Annotated in this window: 24 protein-coding genes and 1 pseudogene; 16 read left to right on the forward strand and 9 right to left on the reverse strand. The window is 69.1% G+C overall.

Going from position 1 to position 19,838, the window contains the following annotated elements; all coding sequences use genetic code 11:
• Window positions 1-45: 45 nt before the first annotated feature.
• Genes pdxH through VKG64_19760 form a run of 8 tightly spaced genes read right to left on the reverse strand, consistent with a single transcriptional unit; the run spans window position 46 to window position 7,123 of the window.
• The gene (gene pdxH, locus VKG64_19725) at window positions 46-675 is read right to left on the reverse strand and encodes a pyridoxamine 5'-phosphate oxidase (protein HKB27270.1); all 630 of its coding nucleotides are present in this window, start codon (window positions 673-675) and stop codon (window positions 46-48) included.
• 7 nt (window positions 676-682) lie between these two features.
• Window positions 683-1,303 carry a GNAT family protein gene (locus VKG64_19730; protein HKB27271.1) on the reverse strand — a complete coding sequence of 207 codons (621 nt, stop codon included), beginning with the start codon at window positions 1,301-1,303 and terminating at the stop codon, window positions 683-685.
• A gap of 27 nt (window positions 1,304-1,330) precedes the next feature.
• Entirely contained in the window at window positions 1,331-1,960 is a 630-nt protein-coding gene (locus VKG64_19735; GenBank protein HKB27272.1) for a nitroreductase family protein, read from the reverse strand.
• 10 nt (window positions 1,961-1,970) lie between these two features.
• Window positions 1,971-3,056, reverse strand: a complete 1,086-nt coding sequence (locus VKG64_19740; protein HKB27273.1) for an alpha-hydroxy acid oxidase — start codon at window positions 3,054-3,056, stop codon at window positions 1,971-1,973.
• Window positions 3,056-3,883 carry a carbohydrate ABC transporter permease gene (locus tag VKG64_19745; GenBank protein HKB27274.1) on the reverse strand — a complete coding sequence of 276 codons (828 nt, stop codon included), beginning with the start codon at window positions 3,881-3,883 and terminating at the stop codon, window positions 3,056-3,058. Before VKG64_19745 ends, VKG64_19740 begins: the two co-directional genes overlap by 1 nt.
• On the reverse strand, window positions 3,880-4,758 hold the full coding sequence (locus VKG64_19750; GenBank protein HKB27275.1) for a sugar ABC transporter permease: 879 nt from the start codon (window positions 4,756-4,758) through the stop codon (window positions 3,880-3,882). Before VKG64_19750 ends, VKG64_19745 begins: the two co-directional genes overlap by 4 nt.
• A 3-nt stretch (window positions 4,759-4,761) precedes the next feature.
• Window positions 4,762-6,060 (reverse strand): ABC transporter substrate-binding protein, encoded by a 1,299-nt coding sequence (locus VKG64_19755; protein ID HKB27276.1) that lies wholly within the window; start codon window positions 6,058-6,060, stop codon window positions 4,762-4,764.
• 13 nt (window positions 6,061-6,073) lie between these two features.
• Window positions 6,074-7,123: an ABC transporter ATP-binding protein gene (locus VKG64_19760; protein HKB27277.1), complete on the reverse strand. Its 1,050-nt coding sequence runs from the start codon at window positions 7,121-7,123 to the stop codon at window positions 6,074-6,076.
• Window positions 7,124-7,238: 115 nt separating this feature from the next.
• Between VKG64_19760 and VKG64_19765 the strand changes: the two genes are divergently transcribed.
• The 6 genes from VKG64_19765 (at window position 7,239) to VKG64_19790 (ending at window position 12,425) form a co-directional block, all read left to right on the forward strand.
• Window positions 7,239-8,141, forward strand: a complete 903-nt coding sequence (locus VKG64_19765; GenBank protein ID HKB27278.1) for a cyclase family protein — start codon at window positions 7,239-7,241, stop codon at window positions 8,139-8,141.
• Window positions 8,142-8,153: 12 nt separating this feature from the next.
• The gene (locus tag VKG64_19770) at window positions 8,154-9,479 is read left to right on the forward strand and encodes a hypothetical protein (GenBank protein ID HKB27279.1); all 1,326 of its coding nucleotides are present in this window, start codon (window positions 8,154-8,156) and stop codon (window positions 9,477-9,479) included.
• Entirely contained in the window at window positions 9,460-9,984 is a 525-nt protein-coding gene (locus VKG64_19775) for a YbaK/EbsC family protein (GenBank protein HKB27280.1), read from the forward strand. Before VKG64_19770 ends, VKG64_19775 begins: the two co-directional genes overlap by 20 nt.
• 80 nt (window positions 9,985-10,064) lie before the next feature.
• Complete coding sequence (locus VKG64_19780; GenBank protein ID HKB27281.1) at window positions 10,065-11,108, forward strand: LLM class flavin-dependent oxidoreductase; 1,044 nt, start codon at window positions 10,065-10,067, stop codon at window positions 11,106-11,108.
• A complete protein-coding gene (locus tag VKG64_19785) occupies window positions 11,105-11,959 on the forward strand; it encodes an MBL fold metallo-hydrolase (protein ID HKB27282.1) in 855 nt (284 codons plus the stop codon). The genes VKG64_19780 and VKG64_19785 overlap by 4 nt, the downstream gene beginning before the upstream one ends.
• 16 nt (window positions 11,960-11,975) lie before the next feature.
• Complete coding sequence (locus VKG64_19790; protein ID HKB27283.1) at window positions 11,976-12,425, forward strand: hypothetical protein; 450 nt, start codon at window positions 11,976-11,978, stop codon at window positions 12,423-12,425.
• Between the two features lie 93 nt (window positions 12,426-12,518).
• On the opposite strand, the pseudogene VKG64_19795 reads toward VKG64_19790, so the two are convergent.
• Window positions 12,519-13,241 (reverse strand): annotated as a pseudogene (locus tag VKG64_19795) (class I SAM-dependent methyltransferase).
• Here VKG64_19795 and radC point away from each other — a divergent pair.
• The 10 genes from radC to VKG64_19845 all read left to right on the forward strand — a co-directional run.
• Window positions 13,147-13,821: a DNA repair protein RadC gene (gene radC / locus VKG64_19800; GenBank protein HKB27284.1), complete on the forward strand. Its 675-nt coding sequence runs from the start codon at window positions 13,147-13,149 to the stop codon at window positions 13,819-13,821. The pseudogene VKG64_19795 and the gene radC sit on opposite strands and share 95 nt — an antisense overlap.
• Before the next feature lie 32 nt (window positions 13,822-13,853).
• Complete coding sequence (locus VKG64_19805; GenBank protein HKB27285.1) at window positions 13,854-14,303, forward strand: VOC family protein; 450 nt, start codon at window positions 13,854-13,856, stop codon at window positions 14,301-14,303.
• Window positions 14,304-14,604: 301 nt separating this feature from the next.
• Window positions 14,605-15,198 (forward strand): hypothetical protein, encoded by a 594-nt coding sequence (locus VKG64_19810; GenBank protein ID HKB27286.1) that lies wholly within the window; start codon window positions 14,605-14,607, stop codon window positions 15,196-15,198.
• Window positions 15,199-15,263: 65 nt separating this feature from the next.
• Window positions 15,264-15,986 (forward strand): lysophospholipid acyltransferase family protein, encoded by a 723-nt coding sequence (locus tag VKG64_19815; protein ID HKB27287.1) that lies wholly within the window; start codon window positions 15,264-15,266, stop codon window positions 15,984-15,986.
• Window positions 15,983-16,243, forward strand: a complete 261-nt coding sequence (locus VKG64_19820; protein HKB27288.1) for an acyl carrier protein — start codon at window positions 15,983-15,985, stop codon at window positions 16,241-16,243. The genes VKG64_19815 and VKG64_19820 overlap by 4 nt, the downstream gene beginning before the upstream one ends.
• 21 nt (window positions 16,244-16,264) lie before the next feature.
• Window positions 16,265-16,504, forward strand: coding sequence for a hypothetical protein (locus VKG64_19825; GenBank protein ID HKB27289.1), 240 nt, complete (start codon window positions 16,265-16,267; stop codon window positions 16,502-16,504).
• Between the two features lie 355 nt (window positions 16,505-16,859).
• Window positions 16,860-17,570: a glycosyltransferase family 2 protein gene (locus VKG64_19830; GenBank protein ID HKB27290.1), complete on the forward strand. Its 711-nt coding sequence runs from the start codon at window positions 16,860-16,862 to the stop codon at window positions 17,568-17,570.
• 50 nt (window positions 17,571-17,620) lie between these two features.
• Complete coding sequence (locus VKG64_19835; protein HKB27291.1) at window positions 17,621-18,484, forward strand: acyl-CoA synthetase; 864 nt, start codon at window positions 17,621-17,623, stop codon at window positions 18,482-18,484.
• 50 nt (window positions 18,485-18,534) lie between these two features.
• Entirely contained in the window at window positions 18,535-18,948 is a 414-nt protein-coding gene (locus VKG64_19840; GenBank protein HKB27292.1) for a hypothetical protein, read from the forward strand.
• The coding region (locus VKG64_19845) for a beta-ketoacyl synthase N-terminal-like domain-containing protein (protein HKB27293.1) at window positions 18,941-19,838 on the forward strand (898 nt) is incomplete at its 3' end. The genes VKG64_19840 and VKG64_19845, both read left to right, overlap by 8 nt.

The raw sequence follows: 19,838 nt of genomic DNA on the forward strand, positions 1-19,838 counted from the left end.
CGCTCGGCATGGGGTCCTCCTCTGGTGTACGACTGTACAACACCGTCAGGGCTGGAGCCGCGTGGCGGTCCAGGGCCCGCCCCGGTAGCCCTCGCCCGCGCGGGCGAGCGCGCGGGTCCAGGCCGCGCGGTCGTGGGCGCGGGCGGGCTGGCCCACCCAGAGCTCGACGCGCTCGGCCCAGACGCGATAGCCGCCCCAGCGCGGCGGGCGCGGCGCGTCGCCGGCGAAGCGCGCCGCCGTCTCCTCGATCTTCTGGAGGAAGGCCGCGCGTGAGGCGATGGGCCGGCTCTGCTCGCTGGCGGCGGCCGCAATGCGCGCATCCGGAGGGCGCGCGAGCCAGTAGGCGTCTGAGTCGGCGTCCGGCGCGGGGGTCACCGGCCCCTCGATCCGAACCTGGCGCTCGAGGGCGTCCCAGTGGAAGACGAGCGCCGCGCGCGGGGCCTTCGCGAGCGCGCGGCCCTTGGCGCTCTCGCGATCGGTGTAGAAGACGAGCCAGCCCGCGTGAGCGTCGAAGCCGCGGCAGAGCACCATCCGCGCCGCCGGGCGGCCGTCGGGCTCGACGGTCGCGAGCGTCATGGCGTGGCCGTTCCGGATGGCCGCGAACGCCTCCTCCATCCAGCTCCCGAGGAGCTCGAGCGGGCTCTCGGGCAGGGGCTCGGGCAGCGGCGGCTTCACGACGTGGCTATCGGAGCCGGGCGGCGAGGCCCCGCTTCACCTCGGGCCACTCGGCGTCGCGGATCGAGTAGCAGGCGCTGTCCCGCACGGCGCCGTCCGCGCCGATGCGCGCGGCGCGCAGGACGCCGTCGAAGCGCGCGCCGAGGCGGAGGATGGCCTCGCGCGAGCGCGCGTTGCGGGCGTCGGTCACGAGGCTCACGCGATGGACTCGCCAGGTTTCGAAGGCGTGGGTGAGCATGAGGAGCTTCGCCTCCGTGTTGATCCCGCTCCTCCGGACATCGGGCGCGAGCCAGGTCCAGCCGATCTCGACGACGTCGGGCAGGTCGGCGCCGCGTTGGTTCGGATTGCCCGCGGGCCACGCCCAGAACTCGACGTTGCCGAACCGGGTCGAGCCCACGACATGGCCCGTCGCGCGCTCCACCGTGGCGAAAGGCAGCGCGCGCCCGTCCCGCTGCTCCCGCAGCGCGGCCTCGACGTACGCACGGGTGGCGGGCTCGTCCGCGGGAACCAGGGTGAACGCGAAGCTCTCGCGCGGCCCCGCGCCGATCTTCGCGAGCGCCGGGACGTGGCCGAGAGTGAGCGGCTCGAGGCGCACGTAGCGTCCCTCGAGCGTCACGGACGTCGGCATCGAGCGAGCGCTCCGCCCGCCGTCGCGCTACGCCCAGGAGACGCGCGACTGCCAGCGGTTCAGGAACGTCGTCTCCGACGTGGGCAGCCGCGTGTTCGGGCTGAAGCTCCCGCGCGGATAGCCGAGCGGGATGCAGAAGTGGAAGACGACCTCCTTCGGGATTCCGAGGAGCGCGTAGACGCGGTCCATCACCTTCGGATGGAGCGTCGTCGGCACCGAGCCGATCCCGAGCGCCCGGGCGGCCAGCATGAGATTCTGGCAGGCGGGGACGACCGAGTTCGCCGGCCCGGGCGGCACGGCGAGCGCCAGCACGATGCACGGCGCGTCCTTCATCTCCTCGGCGAGCCCGGCCGCCGAGCGGTAGTTCTTGTCCGCGGGCGGGATGTCCTCGGGCTTGGTCCAGCCCTTCTCGTCGAGGCGCTTGGCCCACCACGCCTCGCGGTAGAGCTTGCCGAACTCCTGGATGACCTTCCGGTCGGTGAGGACGAGGAAGCGCCCGACCTGGCGGTTGCCGCCGTTCGGCGCCTTCACCGCGGCCTCGACGATGAGGTGGAGGTCGTCCATCGGGATCGGGTCGGGCTTGAAGCGCCGGATCGACCGCTGGCTGAACATCGCGTCGCCGACCGTCATCGAGAGCCGCTTGGGGTCCACGCTCATGGCATCCTCCTCAGTAGCCCTCCTCGTGGAGCAGCGGGAAGGCGCTCGTCGCGTGGGGGAGCGTGACGGCCGTCGCCGGGTGCACGTAGGAGCGATCGAGCTCGGCGAGCCGGCTCACGCCGAGGAGCGCCATCGCGATCCGGATCTCGTCCTGGAGCAGCTCGAGCACGCGCTCGAGGCCCGCCTGGCCCGCCGCCGCGAGGCCGCAGCACGCGATGCGCCCGATGCCGACCATCTGGGCGCCGAGCGCGATCGCCTTCACGACGTCGGTGCCGCGCACGAAGGCGCCGTCCACGATGACCGTCGCGCGGCCCCCGACGGCCGCGACGACCTCGGGGAGCACGTCGAGCGCGCCCCGGCCGTGGTCGAGCTGCCGGCCGCCGTGGTTCGAGACGTAGACGCCCTCGACGCCGTGCTGCACGGCCAGCGTGGCGTCCTCGGCCGTCGCGATGCCCTTCAGGACGAGCGGGATCCGGTGCGTGTCCTTGAAGCGCTTGACGTGGTCCCAGTTGAGCCCGGCCTGGAACTCGAAGCCGCCGGCGCGCGTGCGCCAGGGCTTGACGAAGCGCCGGGCGAGGTCGCGCTCGCGCCGGCTGTAGGACGCGGTGTCCACGGTGAGGCAGAAGGCGGCGTAGCCGTGGTCCACGGCGCGCCGCACCCAGTCGTCCACCCAGGCGTCGTCACCGCGCACGTAGAGCTGGAAGATGCGGAAGTTGTCGGCGGCCTTGGCCACGGCCTCGAGGCCGGGGTTGCAGACCGACGACAGCATCTGCGGCACGCCGAACGCGCCCGAGGCCATCGCCGCCGTGGCACCGCCGCCCTCGGTGAAGGTCTCGATGGAGCCGATCGGCGCCAGCATCACCGGGATCGTCACGGGCCGGCCGAAGAAGGTGGACGCCGTGTCGATCTTCGAGACGTCACGCAGCACGCGCGGCCGGAAGGCGAGCGAGTCGAGGGCCTGGCGGTTGCGCCGCAAGGTCGTCTCGGTCTCGGCGCCGCCGATCAGGTAGTCCCACGGGCCGGGCGCCAGGTTGTTGCGCGCGGCGCGGACGATCTCGTGGAGGGTCTGGAACGCGTGCTCGAGGTTCGAAGGCATCAGCGTATCCCCGCTCTCATGAAGCTCTGGACGAACTGACGCTGGAACAGCAGGAACGCCACCAGGAGCGGTCCCGAGGTCAGCAGCGTCGCCGCCGTGATGATGGACCAGTCTACTCCCTGATCGGTGGACGAGAAAATCTGGAGGCCCACGGTGACGGGCCGCGACGTCACCGAGTTGGTGACGATCAGCGGCCACAGGAAGTTGTTCCAGTGGTAGCTCACCGAGACGAGCCCGTACGCGACGTAGACCGGCTTCGCCAGGGGCACGTACACCTTCCACAGGGTCTCGAGCGCGCCGGCGCCCTCGACGCGCGCCGCCTCGTCGAGCTCCGTCGGGACCGTCTTGAAGGTCTGGCGCAGGAGGAAGATGCCGAAGGCGGAGGCCATGTAGGGCAGGCCGATCGCGAGCACGGTGTCGAGGACGCCGAGCCGGCTCATCGTGCGGTAGTTCTCGACGATCAGCACGTCGGGCATGATCATGAGCTGCACCAGCACGAGGAGGAAGACGACGTCGCGGCCGGCGAAGGCGAAGCGCGCGAACGCGTACGCGGCCAGCGTGCAGAGGACGAGCTGGGCCGCGAGGATCAGCGTGACGAGGAGGAAGGTGTTCACGAAGTAGCGCGCGAAGGGCGCCGCGCTCCAGGCGTTCGCGAAGTTCTGAAGCGTGAGCGGCGCCGTGGGCGCGAAGCGCGCCGAGTACTCGGGCGGGTGGAACGCGGTCCAGACCGCCCAGGCGAGCGGCAGGATCCACAGGACGCCGAGGAGCCACGCGCCGAGGGTCTCGAGCGCGCGGGCCGGCGGGCGGAGGGCGATCCCGGCGCTCACCGGTAGTGGATCCGCTTCTCGAGGACGACGAACTGGACGATCGCGGCCGTCGCCAGGAGCGCCAGCAGCACCATCGTGAGCGCCGCGGCGTAGCCCGTGTCCCAGAACTTGAAGCCGACATCGTAGATGTAATAGAGGAGGAGCGCGGTCGTGTTGTCGGGGCCGCCCTTCGTCATCACCACGATGTGGTCCACCAGCCTGAAGGAATTGATCACCGCATTGACGAGGACGAAGAGCGTCGTCGGCATCAGGAGCGGGAACGTGACGCGGCGGAAGAAGTACCAGCGGCCCGCGCCCTCGAGCGCCGCCGCCTCGGCGAGCTGCGGCGCGATCTGCTGGAGCGCCGCGAGGTAGAAGATCATGAAGAAGCCCGCCTCCTTCCAGACCGTGACGACGACCAGACAGCCGAGGGCGGTGTCGCGGCTCCCGAGCCAGTTGTGGCTCGGCAGCCCGACGAGGCGCAGGACCTGCTCCAGGAGGCCGTAGCCCGGCGTGTAGAAGAACAGCCACACGTTGGCGACGGCGATCATCGGCAGGACCGTCGGCGTGAAGTAGGAGAGCCTGAGGAAGCCGCGCCCGGGGAGCTGCTCGTTGACGAGCACAGCCATCAGGAGCGCGAGCGCGATCGACGCCGGGATCGTGCCGAGCGCGAAGACCGTGTTGTTGCGCAGGACCTGCCAGAAGACCGGGTCGGCCGCCATCGCCCGGTAGTTGTCGAGGCCGAGCCAGACGGCGGGCCGGCCGCCCCGCGCCGTGGAGAAGAAGCTCGACCAGAGGGTCGCGACGGTCGGGTAGTGCGTGAACGTCGCGAGCAGCACGAGCGCCGGCAGGAGCAGGAGCCAGCCGTGGACCTGGACGCTCACGCGGCCCGTCACGCTCTACCTCCGGTACGATCGCAAGATCCGCTCGGCCTCGGCCTGGGCGTCGCGCATCGCCTGCGCGGGAGTCTTCGCACCGGTGAGCGCGGCCTGGAGCCCGTCGTTGAGCGCCTTGGTGACGCGCTGGTTCTCGTGCGTCGAGAGCTCGGCGACGGCGTGCGGGAGCTGGTCCCGCGCGACCGCCGCCGCGGGGAAGCCCGCGACGTACGCCCGCATGGCCGGCGTCTCCCACGCGTCGGGCCGGACGGCCACGTAGCCGGTGTCGATGCCCCACTGCGCCGCGCGGCCCGGCGACGTCATCCACTTCGCGAACTTCACCACGGCGAGCTGCTGGGCGGGCGTGGTCTTCTTGAAGACGTAGAAGTTGCCGCCGCCCGTCGGCGAGCCGCGGCGCTTGCCGCCCGGCAGCATCGCGACGCCGAACTCGAACCTGGCGTTGTTCCGCACGTTGGTGAGGTTGCCGGTCGTTGTCCACATCATCGCGATCTTCCGCTCGAAGAAGTCCTTCGGCGTCGTGCCCCACTCGATCACGCCCGGCGCCATCACGCGGTGCTTCTGGGCGAGGTCCACCCAGTACTGGAGGGCCTCGATCACGGCCGCCTTGTCGTAGGCGGTCTGGGTGCCGGTCTCGTTCATGAGCAGCACGTCGTTCTGCGTGGTGAACCCCTGGAAGAGCCAGTACGGGAATCCCGAGGACGGCACCTGGAGGCCCCACTGGGTGACGTTGCCCGCGGCGTCGCGCTTCGTGAGCTTCTTCGCGTATTCCACCTGCTCCGCCCAGTTCGTCGGCGGCTTGTTCGGGTCGAGCCCCGCCTCCCTGAACGCCTCCTTGTTCCAGTAGATGACGATCGTCGAGCGCTGGAACGGGATGCCCCACGTCTTCCCGCCGGTCTGGCTGTTCTTCATGAAGGCGGGGAAGAAGCTCTTCATCCAGGCGTGGTCCTCGGGGCCCTTGACGAGGTCGTCGAACGGCACGATCGCGTCCTCGTCGATCAGCGTGAACATGTCCGTGGAGAGGAGGATCGCCGTCGTCGGCGGCTCGCCGCTCTTCAGCGCGGTGAGGGCCTTGACGATCGTCTCCTGGTAGGTCCCCGCGTAGATCGGCTTCACGGTGATGCCGGGGTGCTCCTTCATGAAGTCGGCGGTGTAACCGTCGATGATCTTGGTGATCGGCCCGCCGACGGCGACCGGGTAGTAGAACGTGATCTCGACCGACTGCGCGGCGACGAGGCCGCCGCCGAGGACCAGCAGCGCGGCGGTCGCGACGAGGGCGAGCGCGCGGGCGGAGGTGGAGCGCATGGAGGTTCTCCTCTCAGGGTTCGCGACGACGGCCCGTGGCCGCGTCGAACAGGTGCAGCGTCTCGGGGGGAAACGCGAGCGACACCCGCGCGCCCGGCGCCAGCGTCACACGGCCCTGGGCGCGGACCCCCACGCTCTGGCCGCCGGCGTCGCACGCGACGATCGAGTCGGCGCCGAGGTACTCCACGGCGAGCACGCGGGCGGCGAGGCCCGCGCCGCCGGCCAGGCGCACGTCCTCGGGGCGCACGCCGAGCAGGAGGCCGGCGCCCTTGCCGGGCAGCAGCGGCGGGCCGTCCGTGCCGGCGACGACGGCGCCCCGCGGACCGTCGGCGAGCGTCAGGATGTTCATGGGCGGCGTGCCGATGAAGCGCGCCGCGAAGACGGTCGCCGGCGCCGCATAGAGCTCGGCCGGCGCGGCGTCCTGCTCGACGCGCCCCTCGCGCAGGAGCACGACCTGGTCGGCCATGCTCATCGCCTCGGTCTGGTCGTGCGTGACGTACACCATCGTGATGCCGAGCTTCTGCTGGAGGCTCCGGATCTCGCGGCGCATCTCGAGGCGGAGCTGCGCGTCGAGGTTCGAGAGCGGCTCGTCCATCAGGCAGACGGGCGTCTCGGCGATGATCGCCCGGCCGAGGGCGACGCGCTGCTGCTGGCCGCCGGAGAGCTGCGAGGGCTTGCGCTCGAGCAGGCGCTGGAGGCCGAGCAGGTCGACGACCCGCGCGAGGCGCCGCGCGCGCTCGGCCGGCGCGACCCTGCGCACCTTGAGACCGAAGAGGATGTTCTCGGCGACGTCGAGGTGGGGGAAGAGCGCGTAGGACTGGAAGACCATCGAGATGCGGCGGCGCGCGGGCGGGAGCCCCGTCACGTCCACGTCGCCGATCGTGATGCGGCCCGACGAGAGCGTCTCGAGCCCGGCGATGAGACGGAGCGTCGTGGATTTTCCGCAGCCCGACGGCCCGAGCAGCACGACCAGCGTGCCGACGGCCGCGTCGAAGCTCACGTCGTCCACGGCGCGCGCGGCGCCCCAAGCTTTGCTGACGCGCTGGAGGGAGATCGCCGGCACGGCTAGCGTCCGGGGCGGACGGCGATGGACGGCATCGGGGGCAAAGTAGTCGATGACGCGCGCGCGCGTCAAGGACGTCACATTCGTGTTATGTTCCCGCGCGGGAGGCTCCGCCATGTCCGACTGGGTTCCGCCGGCCCCGGCGCGCGTCGAGGGTTACTTCAAGGAGTTGAACAACTGGGGCCGCTGGGGCGACGGCGACCAGCTCGGCACCGTCAACCTGGTCACCCCGGCCAAGCGCGCGCGGGCGCAGACGCTGGTGAAGACCGGGCGCACCGTGTCCCTCGCGCGGGACATCGGCCCGCAGCCCGCGCTCATGTACCACGCGACGTTTCCCTCGAACCGCGAGCGCGCCGACGTCGTGCTCGACCGCTTCGACCTCGTCTATCACGGCTTCACGATCACCCACATCGACGCGCTCTGCCACGTCGCGTGGGACGGCCAGCTCTACAACGGGCGGCCGTTCGCCCAGAGCCTGACCGCCGCCGGCGCGACGTGGTGCCCGATCGATCCGCTGTTCGACGGGATCACCTCGCGCGGCGTCCTCCTCGACGTCGCGGCCGGGCGCCCGGAGGGCCACGTCACCGTCGGCCGCCCGGTGACGCCGCGGGAGCTCGACGCCGCCGGGGCGCGCTCGGGCGTGCGCGTGGAGCCCGGCGACGTCGTCGTGGTGCGGAGCGGCGACGCGGCGTTCCGGCGCGCGCACCCCGAGTGGGTCGCGCGCGTGTCGCCCCATCCGGGGCTCCACCTCTCGTGCCTCGAGTGGTTCCGCGAGAAGGACATCGCGGCGATCGCGTGGGACATGATGGACGAGCGCCCGATCGGCTACGCGGGCTTCGGCATGGGCGCCCACCTCGCCATCCCGTTCCTCGGCCTCGCCCTCGTGGATAACACCGATCCCGAGCGGCTCGCGAAGGCGTGCGTCGAGGAGGGGCGCTACGAGTTCCTCTTCACCGCCACGCCGATCCGCCTCGTGGGGAGCACGGGCGCGCCGGCCCATCCGCTCGCGATCTTCTAGAGACCGCGTGCCGTGACCGGGGCCAAGCGCGCCGCCGCGGCGGCCGTCCTCTCGTTCATCGTCTACCTGACGCCGCTGGTCGGGCCCCACGCCGTGTGGCTGCTGGGCGAGACGCTCTACCAGGACTTTGCCGGTCTCCTGCGGGCCCGCGCCGGCCGCGACGCCGCCTGGGTGGCGACGGACGTCGCCGTCGCGCTCCTCGCCCAGCTCGGCTTCGGCCTGCTCGTCTACTGGTTCATCGGGGGGCCCGGCTGGCTCCGCGGCCTCGGCGTGATCCTGCCCGTGCTCCCAGCCATCGTCGTCCTCAACTACGTCTACCAGGTCGCGATCCCGACGCGCTTCCTCATCGAGCCCGACACCACGCCGGAGCGCGCGAGCTGGCCGCTCGCGTGCACCGCGCGCGACGTCTGGGTCCCGCAGATCCCGGGGCCGCCGGTCGTCACGAAGGACGCGGCGGCCGCGCCGCTGTGGGTTGCTGAGGTGCATCCGCCGCTCCGCTACGGGCTCTTCGCGATGCCGGGCTGCAAGGTGACGCTGCTCGAGCTGACCCAGTCGGCGCGCGGGTACGTGACCTACGTCGTCGGTGGGCGCGCGCTCTACACGACGCTCGTGCCGGCCACGGGCGCGCAGTCGTGGTCGGTCTTCGACGCCGCGTCGGGAAAGCGCGCGCCGCTCGAGGTGGATCGGGGGCAGTTCCCGATCCTCTCCACCGACGGGCGCTCGGCGGCGTGGCTCCGCCCCGTCGTGGGCTCGACGCCGCCGATCCAGCTCGAGGCGGTGGTGCGGGGCGTGGAGCGCTCGCGCGAGCAGGTCGTGGGGCTCGACGCACTCGGGCGCGGCGGCATCCAGCAGCTCGTCCAGCTCGACACGGAGGCAGGCGAGCTGGTGGTGGCGCGCGGGCTGCGCGAGCTGCTGAGAGTGGGGATGGACGGCCGCCTGCGCGGGATGGGGCCCGACGTCCAGGGCGTCGATCCGCATCCGGGCACGGTCCGGTTCGTCGAGGGCGGCTGGGTCGCGTGGGACGGCTACCGCGAGAACGAGGCCTATCGCGTCGCGTGGGCGCTCTCGCGCGGCAAGGGCGCGCACCGCGTGCCGAGGAGCCGCGGCATCACCTCGCTCGCCGTGAGCCCGGACGGGCGCTTCATCGCGCTCTCGGTCACGAGCGGCCTCTCGCTCGGCTCGACCCAGGACGCCGTCTCGGTCCTCAGCACGGCGGACGGCTCGGAGGTCTTCCGCAAGTACTTCCCGAAGTACACGCGCTCGAGCGTCGCGTTCCTCGGCCCGGAGTGGTTCGTCTACACCGATCTCGGAGGCGTGAATGTCCTCAGAATCCCCTGAGCGCCCGCTCGACGCCGTCGAGCGGCGGGTCGTCGAGGTCCTCGACGGCCTCGGCGTCCCCTACGAGCTGCTCCCGATCGATCCGGCCTTCGCCGACACCGCGGCCTACTGCGAGAAGTACGGCTCGCCGCTCGACCGCGCGGCGAACACGATCATCGTCGCGTCGAAGAAGGAGCCGCGGCGCTACGCGGCCTGCGTCGTGAAGGCGACCACGCGCCTCGACGTGAACCACGCGGTGCGGGACCTCATGGGCGTCTCGAAGCTCTCGTTCGCCTCCGCGGACGAGACGAAGGCGCTGACGGGGATGCTGATCGGCGGCGTGACCGTCTTCGCGCTGCCGCCCGACCTGCCGATCTACGTGGACGCGAAGCTCATGGCCCACGGCTGGGTGATCCTCGGCAGCGGCAGCCGCTCGTCGAAGATCAGGATCGCGCCCGAGGTGTTCACGCGCATCCCGGCCGCGCGCGTCGTGGAGGGATTGAGCCTCGACGCCGCTCCCGGGTAACCTGGTGCGCCCGGGACCTCGACGCATGACGTCCTATGAGCGCTTGGTGGTAGGCTCGCTCTAGGGCGGGGGAGGGAACGATGCGGTTCTGCATCCAGGAGCTCCTGACGTTCCGTGACTGGCAGACCGAGGCCGGCGTCTACGCCGACGCCCTCGAGGAGGCGCGCCTCGCCGACGAGCTCGGCTTCGACGCCGTCTGGCTCGCCGAGCACCACTTCTCGACCTATGGCATCTGTCCCTCGCTCGCCGTCCTCGCCGCCGCGATCGCGCGCGAGACCCGGCGCGTGAGGATCGGCACCTCGGTCGTCGTCGCGCCCTTCGCCCATCCGCTGCGCGTCGCCGAGGAGTGGGCGATGGTGGACCTCCTGTCCGGGGGACGCGTGGATTTCGGGATCGGGCGCGGCTACCAGCCCAAGGAGTTCCGCGGCCTCGACGTCTCGATGGAGAACACGCGCGAGCGCTTCGACGAGGCCGTCGAGGTGATCCGGCGCGCGTGGACCCAGGAGCGCGTCACGTTCGAGGGCGAGTTCTACCGGGTGCGGGACGTCCGCGTCCTGCCGCGGCCCCTCCAGAAGCCGCACCCGCCCTTCTGGACCGCCGCGGTCTCGCCCGACACGTACACGCTCGCCGCGCGGCGGGGCTTCAAGATCCTCACCGCGCCCTCGTTCACGCCGTGGGACATCTTGCGCAAGAACTTCGACGCCTACCGCGCGGCGTGGCGCGAGGCGCACGGGACGGACGCGGGCGCCGACATCGCGATGAACAAGATCGTCCACGTCGCCGACTCCTCGCGGCAGGCGCGCGAGGACCTGCGTGAGCCGATCCGCTGGTTCTTCCAGACGCAGGCCGGGCTGATCGCCGACGCCGAGGGCGTCCCGCCCGAGCAGTACAAGTTCTACAAGCGCGTGCGCGAGAACCTCTTGGCGCTCAGCGACGAGAAGGCGCTCGAGCAGGCGGCGATCTGCGGCGACCCCGAGGAGGTCGCCGACAAGATCCGCCAGCACCAGGAGGCTCTCGGGCTCACGTACCTCATGGGCTCGTTCAACCGCGGCGGCGTTCCCCACGACCGGATCGTCCGGTCCATGCGCCTCTTCGGCGAGAAAGTGATGCCGCGATTCGCATGACGACACTGAAGCTCGGCGACGTCAGCGTCACCCGCGTGATCGAGATCGACCGCTCGTCGTTTCCCACGGCGTCCATGCTGCCCGACTCGACGGCGGACGCGATCGCGCGGCACCATGACTGGCTGCGGCCACACTTCTGGGACGACCGGACGGGCGATCTCGGCTCGCGCATCGGGACCTTCATCGTGAGGACGCCGCGCCACACCGTGCTGATCGACACGGGCGTCGGCAACGACAAGCCGCGCGACGGCGCGCCCGCGTGGCACCTGCGCCGGGGCTCGTACCTCGACGACCTCGCCGCGGCGGGCGTCGAGCCCGAGCGGGTGGACTTCGTCCTCTGCACGCACCTGCACGTGGACCACGTCGGCTGGAACACGCGCTTCGTCGGCGGCCGCTGGGTCCCGACGTTCCCGCGCGCGAAGTACCTCTTCCCGGGCGAGGAGTGGGAGTTCTGGCGCCACGAGAAGGACGCCTGCATCGCGGACAGCGTCGTGCCGGTGGTCGAGGCGGGCCAGGCTGTGCTCGTCCAGAGCGACCATGCCGTGGACCCCTGGCTCGCCTTCGAGCCGGCGCCGGGCCACACCCCGGGCCACGTCTGCGTCCGGCTGACGACGCGCGCCGGCCAGGCGGTCTTCTCGGGCGACCTCATGCACCGCACGGTCCAGGTCGCCGAGCCCCAGTGGTCGAGCCGCTTCTGCTACGACCCCGCGAAGGCGCGCGACACGCGGCGCGCGTTCGTCGAGCGCCACGCCGACACAGGCGTCCTGGTGCTCGCCGCGCACTTCCCGCGCGCGGGCTACATCGTGCGCCGTGCCGGCGGCTTCCGCTTCGCGCCCGCCGACGCCGCCTGACCCGAAGGAGGGTCCCATGCACGCGCTCCTCGCGCTCCTCGTCGCCGTTGCGGCCGCCCTCGTCACGCCCGCCGCGGAGGCCTCGCACCTTCCCGAGCAGCCGAAGAAGCACAAGATCGTCTACCACCTCGACGAGCCCGCGCTCGACAAGACCAGGTTCGTTCTCGCCAACATCGAGAACCACGTCCGCGGCGTCGGCGGCTTCGACCACATCGCGGCGCTCGAGCTGGTCGTCCACGGCCCGGCGCTCAAGCACTTCGTGACGGCCGGCATGGACCCCGGCGTGAAGGACGCGCTCGAGCGCCTCCAGGCGCAGGGGCTCGTCTTCGGCGCGTGCGGCAACACGATGCGCGGCCTCAACATCTCCCTCGAGCAGCTCCCGCACGGGGCCAAACCCCTGCCGCAAGGCGGGGTCGTCCGCATCATGGAGCTCCAGGAGCAGGGGTTCGTCTACATCCACCCCTGACGCGGACTGGGCGCGCTTCACGCCGCGCGCATAGACCCTGAGGCTCGGGTACTCGAAGTCGTAGGGTGGTCGCGTCCGGACCTCCGCCACGGCGAGGCCCGCTCCCTCCATCAGACGCGCCATCTCGTCCGGCTCGAAGAGCGTCGCGTCCACAGATACGCCCTGGCCGAACCAGTCCTCGGCGTGCACCTCGCCCTCGCCGCCGTGGAACGCGAGCAGCGCGACGCCGCCCGGCGCGAGGACGCGCGCGATCTCGGCGAGGGCCTTGGGCGCGGCGCCGCGCTCGAGATGGATCAGCGAGTAGAAGGCGACGACGCCCGCCAGCGCGCCATCGGGCAGGGGGAGGGCGCGCATGTCGCCCTGCTCGAAGCTCATCCCGGGGTTCAGCTCTCGCGCGAGGGCGACCATACGGGGCGAGAGGTCGATGCCGAAGACGTCCGAGCCGCGCCCGGCCAGGTAGCGCCCGACGTGGCCCGGACCGCAACCGAGGTCGCACACGCGGCCCCGGCCGCGGACGTCGGCGGCGAAGCGGTCGAGCAGCTCACGGTCGAAAGGTTTCTGCTCGAGCTCGGTGAAGAACTTCTCGGCGTAGGCGCGCGCGACCCGATCGTACACGCCCGCGAGGTCGGGGTTCCAGGGGCGCGCCATCCGCCGATTGTGCCACGCGTCCGTATCCATATCGCGGCGTTGACGCGGACGCTGGGGACGCGTAGGCAAGGGTATGGCGATCGAGAGCTGGCCCGAGGCCGAGCGTCCCCGGGAGCGCCTCTGCTGGAACGGGCCCGAGGCGCTCTCCGACGCGGAGCTCCTCGCCATCCAGCTCGGCTCGGGCACGCGGGGCAAGACCGCGGTGGACGTGGCGCGCGAGATGCTCGCCGCCTACGGCTCGCTCGCGGGAATCGCCGGGCGCGAGGTCGGCGAGCTGGCGCAGCACGAGGGCGTCGGGCCGGTCAAGGCGGCGAGGCTCGTGGCCGCGTTCGAGCTCACGCGCCGGCTCCGCGCGCGGACGCCGGGCACGCGGGTGGTGCTCTCGAGCCCCGCCGCCGTGCACGCCGCGTACGGCCCGCTCATGGAAGACCTCCCGCGCGAGGTCTTCCGTGTGGCGCTCCTCGACGCCCAGAACGGCCTCCTGCGCGACCGGGTGATCTCGGAGGGCACCCTCTCGGCGAGCCTCGTCCACCCGCGCGAGGTCTTCAAGCCGGCGATCCTCGAGGCCGCGGCCTCGGTCGTCCTGCTCCACAACCACCCGAGCGGCGACCCGACGCCGAGCCGCGAGGACATCCGGCTCACGCGCCAGCTCGTCGAGTGCGCGCGGCTTCTCGACCTCAGGGTCCACGACCACGTGGTGATCGGGCACGGTCGGTTCGTGAGCCTGGCCGAACGCGGTATCATCTAGCCGCCAGCCGAACGCGGTATCATCTAGACGACATGGGGATCAGCGTCAGGGGCGTGGGGCACGTGGTCCTGAAGGTGCGGGACCTGGAGCGCTCGGCCCGGTTCTATCGCGAGGTCATCGGCCTCACGGAGGTTGCCCGGCTCGGCGACCGGATGGCGTTCTTCTCGGCCACCGGCCAGAACCATCACGATCTCGCGGTCCTGGAGGTCGGCGCAGAGGCGGCGCCCGCACCGGCGGACGGCGTCGGGCTCTACCACGTGGCGCTGAAGATCGGCGACAGCCTCGACGACCTGAAACAGGCGAAGGCCCACCTGGAATCGCACGGGATCACGCGCGTCCGCGTGTCGAACCACCGGGTGAGCCAGTCGATCTACCTGAACGATCCCGACGGCAACGGGCTCGAGCTGTTCGTGGACGCCGACCCGTCGATTTGGCGGGAGAACCCCGCCGCGGTCGCCCACGTCGAGCCGCTCGAGCTCTAAACGCACTTGAGGTTGCCGAGCGAGCCGGTGCGGGCGGACCCCGCCCAGCCGCCGGCCTCCGCTGCAAACCTCTTCGTCGGCACCCGCGCGCGAGCGCCCGCCCGTCGGCCTTGACACGCAGGGCGACGCGGTGCTACGTGGTCCGGCGTGTGCACTCGGTTGGGCCCGGGGTCCCCGCCGGACGACGGACGGCCCTTCATGCGGGTTGAGGCTGAGGGCCTGTTCATGCGCGTTGAGGGCCGTATGCCGGCCGTACGCTGGGTTCCGCGCCGACAGAGTTGAACAGAATCGGAGCCTGACGATGAAGCGACGCGACAAGCACGGTGGGCTCGACCGGTGGCCGGCCGCCACTGCTGTTCTCGTTATACTGACCTTTGCACCCCTTTGCTCGGCCGCGGCGGGCGATGTCGCGTATCACCTGATCCGCAAGCCCGGCGTCTATACACTGGTCAACCTGCATCCCGACGAGCAGCGCCGTCGCCTCTACTCGGTCAACTACCAACAGGCGGGCCTCATGCCGCTCTGCACACCGGTCATGATTCAGAGCGTGACGACCAAGCATATGACGTTCGAAGTCATCGCGATCAAGAGGATCTACGAGTACATATTTCACAACTCACTCCAGGAGGCGATCGACAAACATCTCGACAAGTTCTTCGGCACGACATGCGATCCCGAACGGGTTGAACACCTGAACCCGTTCGATCAGGACGGCGTCAAGCAAGGCCGCGTCCGGACGGGGATGACGAAAGAAGGCGTGATTCTCGCGATCGGCTACCCCCCGGAACATGCGACGCCGGGCCTCCAGTCGAACGCCTGGCAGTACTGGAAGAATCGGTTCGGCACGATGGTCGTTCACTTCGCTCACGGAAAAGTCGTACGCGTCCAGGATTGACGCGAGTGGCGTCGTGCTCCGCGTTATCGCGTCGCTGGCGAGCCTTCCGTACAGGCCTTGCCTTCGTGGTCTTCGGCCTGGGCGCCGTCGTTCTGGCAACCATCATCCTGCCGATGCTGTCGCTGTGGCCATCGCGCGACCACGAACTCCGAGCGCAGCGCGCCGTTCGACTCTCGCTTTGTCTATTTACCTGGTTCATGCAACTCTTGTGTCTCATACGCGTGTCCTGGAAGCACGCCGACCGTCTGACCGCACATCCAGTCATCTTCATCGCCAATCACCCCAGTCTCATCGACGTGGTTCTCATCTTGGGGCGGCTGCGGCAGGCGGATTGCATCGTGAAGCACGCGACTCTCACGAATCCCTTTCTTCGCCTGGTCGTACGGAAGGCCGGCTATCTGACCAACGACGGCGGAGCAAACCTCCTTCACTGCGCCGCTCACAGACTCCACAGTGGCCGTTGCCTTCTCGTCTTTCCGGAGGGAACGCGGTCGCCCGCTGGCAGCTTGGGGCGATTCCGCAGGGGCGCCGCCCGCGTGGCGCTCGAGAGTAATTGCCCGATCATCCCGCTCGTCCTCACCTGCGAGCCGCCGACACTCCTCAGAGGACAGAAGTGGCACGACGTTCCCGACCGCCCTGCCCATTACACCCTCGATGTGCAGCAGCCAATCATCCCTCGGGACTGGGTCGACGCTGAACGGCCTCGCTCCCTCGCTGCTCGCCGCCTGACCGCCGAGTTGCGGCGGTTGTACGAAACCAAGCTTTCGACCGAGATGGCACACCCATGAACATTTCGAAGGCTGACATCCTCTCCCGGCTCACCGATGTCCTGGTGTCGGGCTTCGACATCCGACGCGAGGACATCGTTGCGGATGCCCGCCTCGTCGACGATCTCGAACTCGACAGCCTCGATCGTGTCGACCTCGTCGTAAGGTTGGAACAGGAAACTAACCTCGCTATCGAAGAGGAAGAACTCAAGGGTATTCAGACCATCAGCGACGTCATCGCTGTCTTGCACGGCAAACTGAATTCACGTCCGGGCTAGGCATCGATGCGGCGACTCGGCATGACGATCACCATTCTTTACTCGTTCCTGATCTTCACGGCTCTCGGCATCGCGTTGGTACTTGCGTTTGGCCTCCTCGAGCGCTGGACCTTGTACAACGGGGTGATTGCTGCCTACCTGGCGATGGGCACTATTCTCATCGTCGAGCGCATCTACCGTGAGTGCCCCTTTCCCGGTCACGACACCTCTCGCGTCGGCGCCTGGCTTGGACGATTCCTTCCTCGAGCGTCAGGCTCGTGAACATTCGGGCGACTCTCCTCCACGAAACCGTAACGCCGCGCCGGTGGGAGCGCGTCTTCCAGGTTCCCCCCACACTTTCTTGCTTTGCCGGGCATTTCCCCGGCTTTCCGATCGTTCCCGCAGTCGTTCAGATCAGTTGGGTGATGGATCTCGCCCACGCCATGCTCATGGGCCACCGCACCCTCGCTTCTATCGACGCCTTGAAGTTTACGGCGCCGATTCAACCCGGGGACACCGTGCACTTGAGCGCCGAATGCTCGCCTGACGGTTCCTCGCTTTCGTTCCGTCTCTGGAGCGGCAAACGGGTCTTTTCGTCCGGGCGGTGTCGCTTCGTGGTGACCTGACAGACGCGCTCATGAAACCCGGTCTACTGATACCGATCTTCAATCACCGGGACACTATTCCCGATGTCGTGGCCGGTCTCGCCTATCTCGGCCTTCCCTGCCTCATCGTGGATGACGGAAGTGACGCAGCCACGAGAGCAACACTTCGTCGTCTCCCGCCTCTTTTCCCGTGGATCGAACTGTCTCATCTTCCAAAAAACCGGGGACGCGGCGTGGCCCTTCGTCACGGCTACCGGGTGGCATCCGAACGGGGATGGTCTCACGTCGTGCAGATCGATGCCGACCGGCAGCACGACCCCGTCGATATCCCCGCGTTCCTGGCTGCCGCGGAGCGCGCGCCCTCGGCAGCGATCATCGGTGAACCTCGCTTCGATGGAAGCGCACCGAAGGCGCGTCTCTACGGTCGCCGCTTGTCGCAATTCATCGTGTGGGGGTTCACCCGCTCCCGCGATATCCGGGACCCTCTTTGCGGGTTCCGCTGCTTTCCGCTGGATCCCGTGATCCGGCTACTCCAATCGCGACGCTTCGGCAATCGGATGGAGTTCGACGTCGAAATACTCGTGCACCTCGCGTGGGCGGGAGTACCGATCGTCAATATCGAGACCCACGTACGCTACTTCCCAGGAGGCATCTCGCACTTCCGGATGGTCCGCGACAACATCCTCATCGTCACGGCCTACGCAAAGTTGTTCCTTCGTTTCCTCGCACACCTCCGGGCATGACTCGGGCAACGGACTGGCGCACCATTGCCGAGCGTGGCTCGATCATTGGAATGCGGTTCATCGTCTGGTGCTACCGGCTGTTCGGACGAGGATTGTGCCAGTTACTACTCGTTCCGATCATCGCGTACTTTTTCGTGACTCATCCGGTCGCGCGGGCCGCGTCTCGGCAATACCTCCATCGCCTCCACCATCATCCCGGACACGGCTCACCGTTCGTTCGCGAACCCGGGCTGTGGCACTCCCTCCTGCACTTTCGTGAGTTCGGACTCAATATTCTCGATCGTGTTGGGTTTCTGCTCGGCAGAAATCCCGAGGTGAAGCTCGTTGTCCACGGCGTCGAACATCTCGAGGGCCTCATGCGGCAACGGCGAGGCGCCGTGTTGCTGAGTGCTCATCTGGGCAGTTTCGACGTCCTCCGCGTACTGGCCGATCGAGCTGGCGTCGTGGTGAAGGTTGTCATGTTTCTCCGAAACGCCAGAATGATCAACGCGATATTCAGGGACCTCAACCCGCAACTTGCCACCCAGATCATCAATATAGAACCGGGATCGCCCCGCGCTGTCTTCGAGATGCGGGATTGCATACAACGCGGTGAGTTCGTCGGGCTCCTCGGCGACCGGGTGGGAGCCGGTGACGCCAGAGTGGAGCACGTTTCCTTCCTTGAACAGCCCGCCGCCTTTCCCCAGGGCCCGTTCGCTCTCACTACGCTGCTACGCTGCCCGCTCCTCTTCATCATCGGGCTACGCGTCGATCGAACGGCGTACGAAATCTTCATCGAGCCGCTTGACGGCGCCGACACGCATGAGACGATGCGCCGGTACGTGGCCCGGCTCGAAGCGTATTGCCGCAGGGCTCCTTACCAGTGGTTCAACTTCTTCGATTTTTGGGCCGGCCATCTGACGGCTTCAGCATGAGCGTCGCAGAATATCCGCCCGTGTCAGAGCTCATACCGCATGCGGGGCCTATGGTGCTGCTCCACAGCGTCATCGATCATTCGCGCCAGCGCACCCGATGCCGGGTCGTGATCGGTGCCAATTCACCCTATCATGACGATGGCATCGTGCCTCCGTGGATCGGGCTCGAATACCTCGCGCAAGCCATCGCTGTGCATGGCGGTCTGCACGGGCGGGCCGCTGGCGACCCGATTCGCCTCGGCCTGCTGGTGGGCTGTCGGTGCCTGACCATCGCGACCACCAACTTCACCTGCGGCCAGGTGCTCGAGGCGTCGGTGGCGCGTCTTTGGGGCGAACGCGACCTCTTCGCATTCAGGTGCACGTTGACCGATAGCCATAACGGCTCGGTCCTCATGCACGGCGACTTCGTCGTCGCGCGCGCCGATGCCGTCCCCTTTCCCCCGGCCCGATCGCCGGATGAGTAGGCGCGTCGTCGTCACGGGAATGGCGGGCGTTTCGTCACTCGGTCACGACTGGCGGACGGTACGGGATCGCCTGCTCGGCGGGAAGTCCGGCGTTGCGGTCATGCCCGAGTGGGCGGAGTACGAAGGCCTCCGCAGCCGTCTCGGCGCGCCAATTCCCGACTTCGCCGTGCCCGATCACTACACGCGTAAGAAAACGCGCACGATGGGACGCGTGGCTCTCCTGGCCACACGCGCCACGGAACTTGCCCTCGCAGACTCGGGCCTCGTGCGGCACCGCTCTCTATCCGATGGATCGGTGGGGATTGCCTACGGCTCCACGGCCGGCGGGATGCGTGCCATGGAAATCTATGCCGCCAACCTTTACACGCGGCACACGCTGAAGAACATCGCGGGAACGGATTATCTCCAGTTCATGAGCCATACGTGTGCCGCGAATCTGGCGCAGTTTTTCGGCATCACGGGACGCGTCATGCCGACCAGTAGCGCGTGTACGGCGGGAAGCCAAGCCATCGGCTACGCGTACGAGGTTCTGAAATCGGCAAAGCAGACTGTGATGATCGCCGGAGGTGCCGAGGAATTGCACGCCGCTCACGTGGCAGTGTTCGACATCATGTTCGCCACCTCGACCGCGAACGAAACTCCCCGCCTGACCCCGCGGCCGTTTGACGTCCGCCGTGATGGTCTCGTTCTTGGAGAGGGCGCCGGCACGCTGGTTCTCGAAAGTCTCGACCACGCGCTGCAACGCGGCGCCCACATTCATGCCGAGATCGTCGGCTACGGTACGAACTGTGATGGACAGCACATGACGAATCCGGAGGCCGGCGGCATGCGGCGGGTGATGGAGCTCGCGCTCGAGGACGCCGGCCTCGGTCCCCACGACATCGGGTACG

It is taken from the genome of Candidatus Methylomirabilota bacterium (assembly GCA_035260325.1).
In the GTDB taxonomy this organism is placed as follows: domain Bacteria; phylum Methylomirabilota; class Methylomirabilia; order Rokubacteriales; family CSP1-6; genus AR19.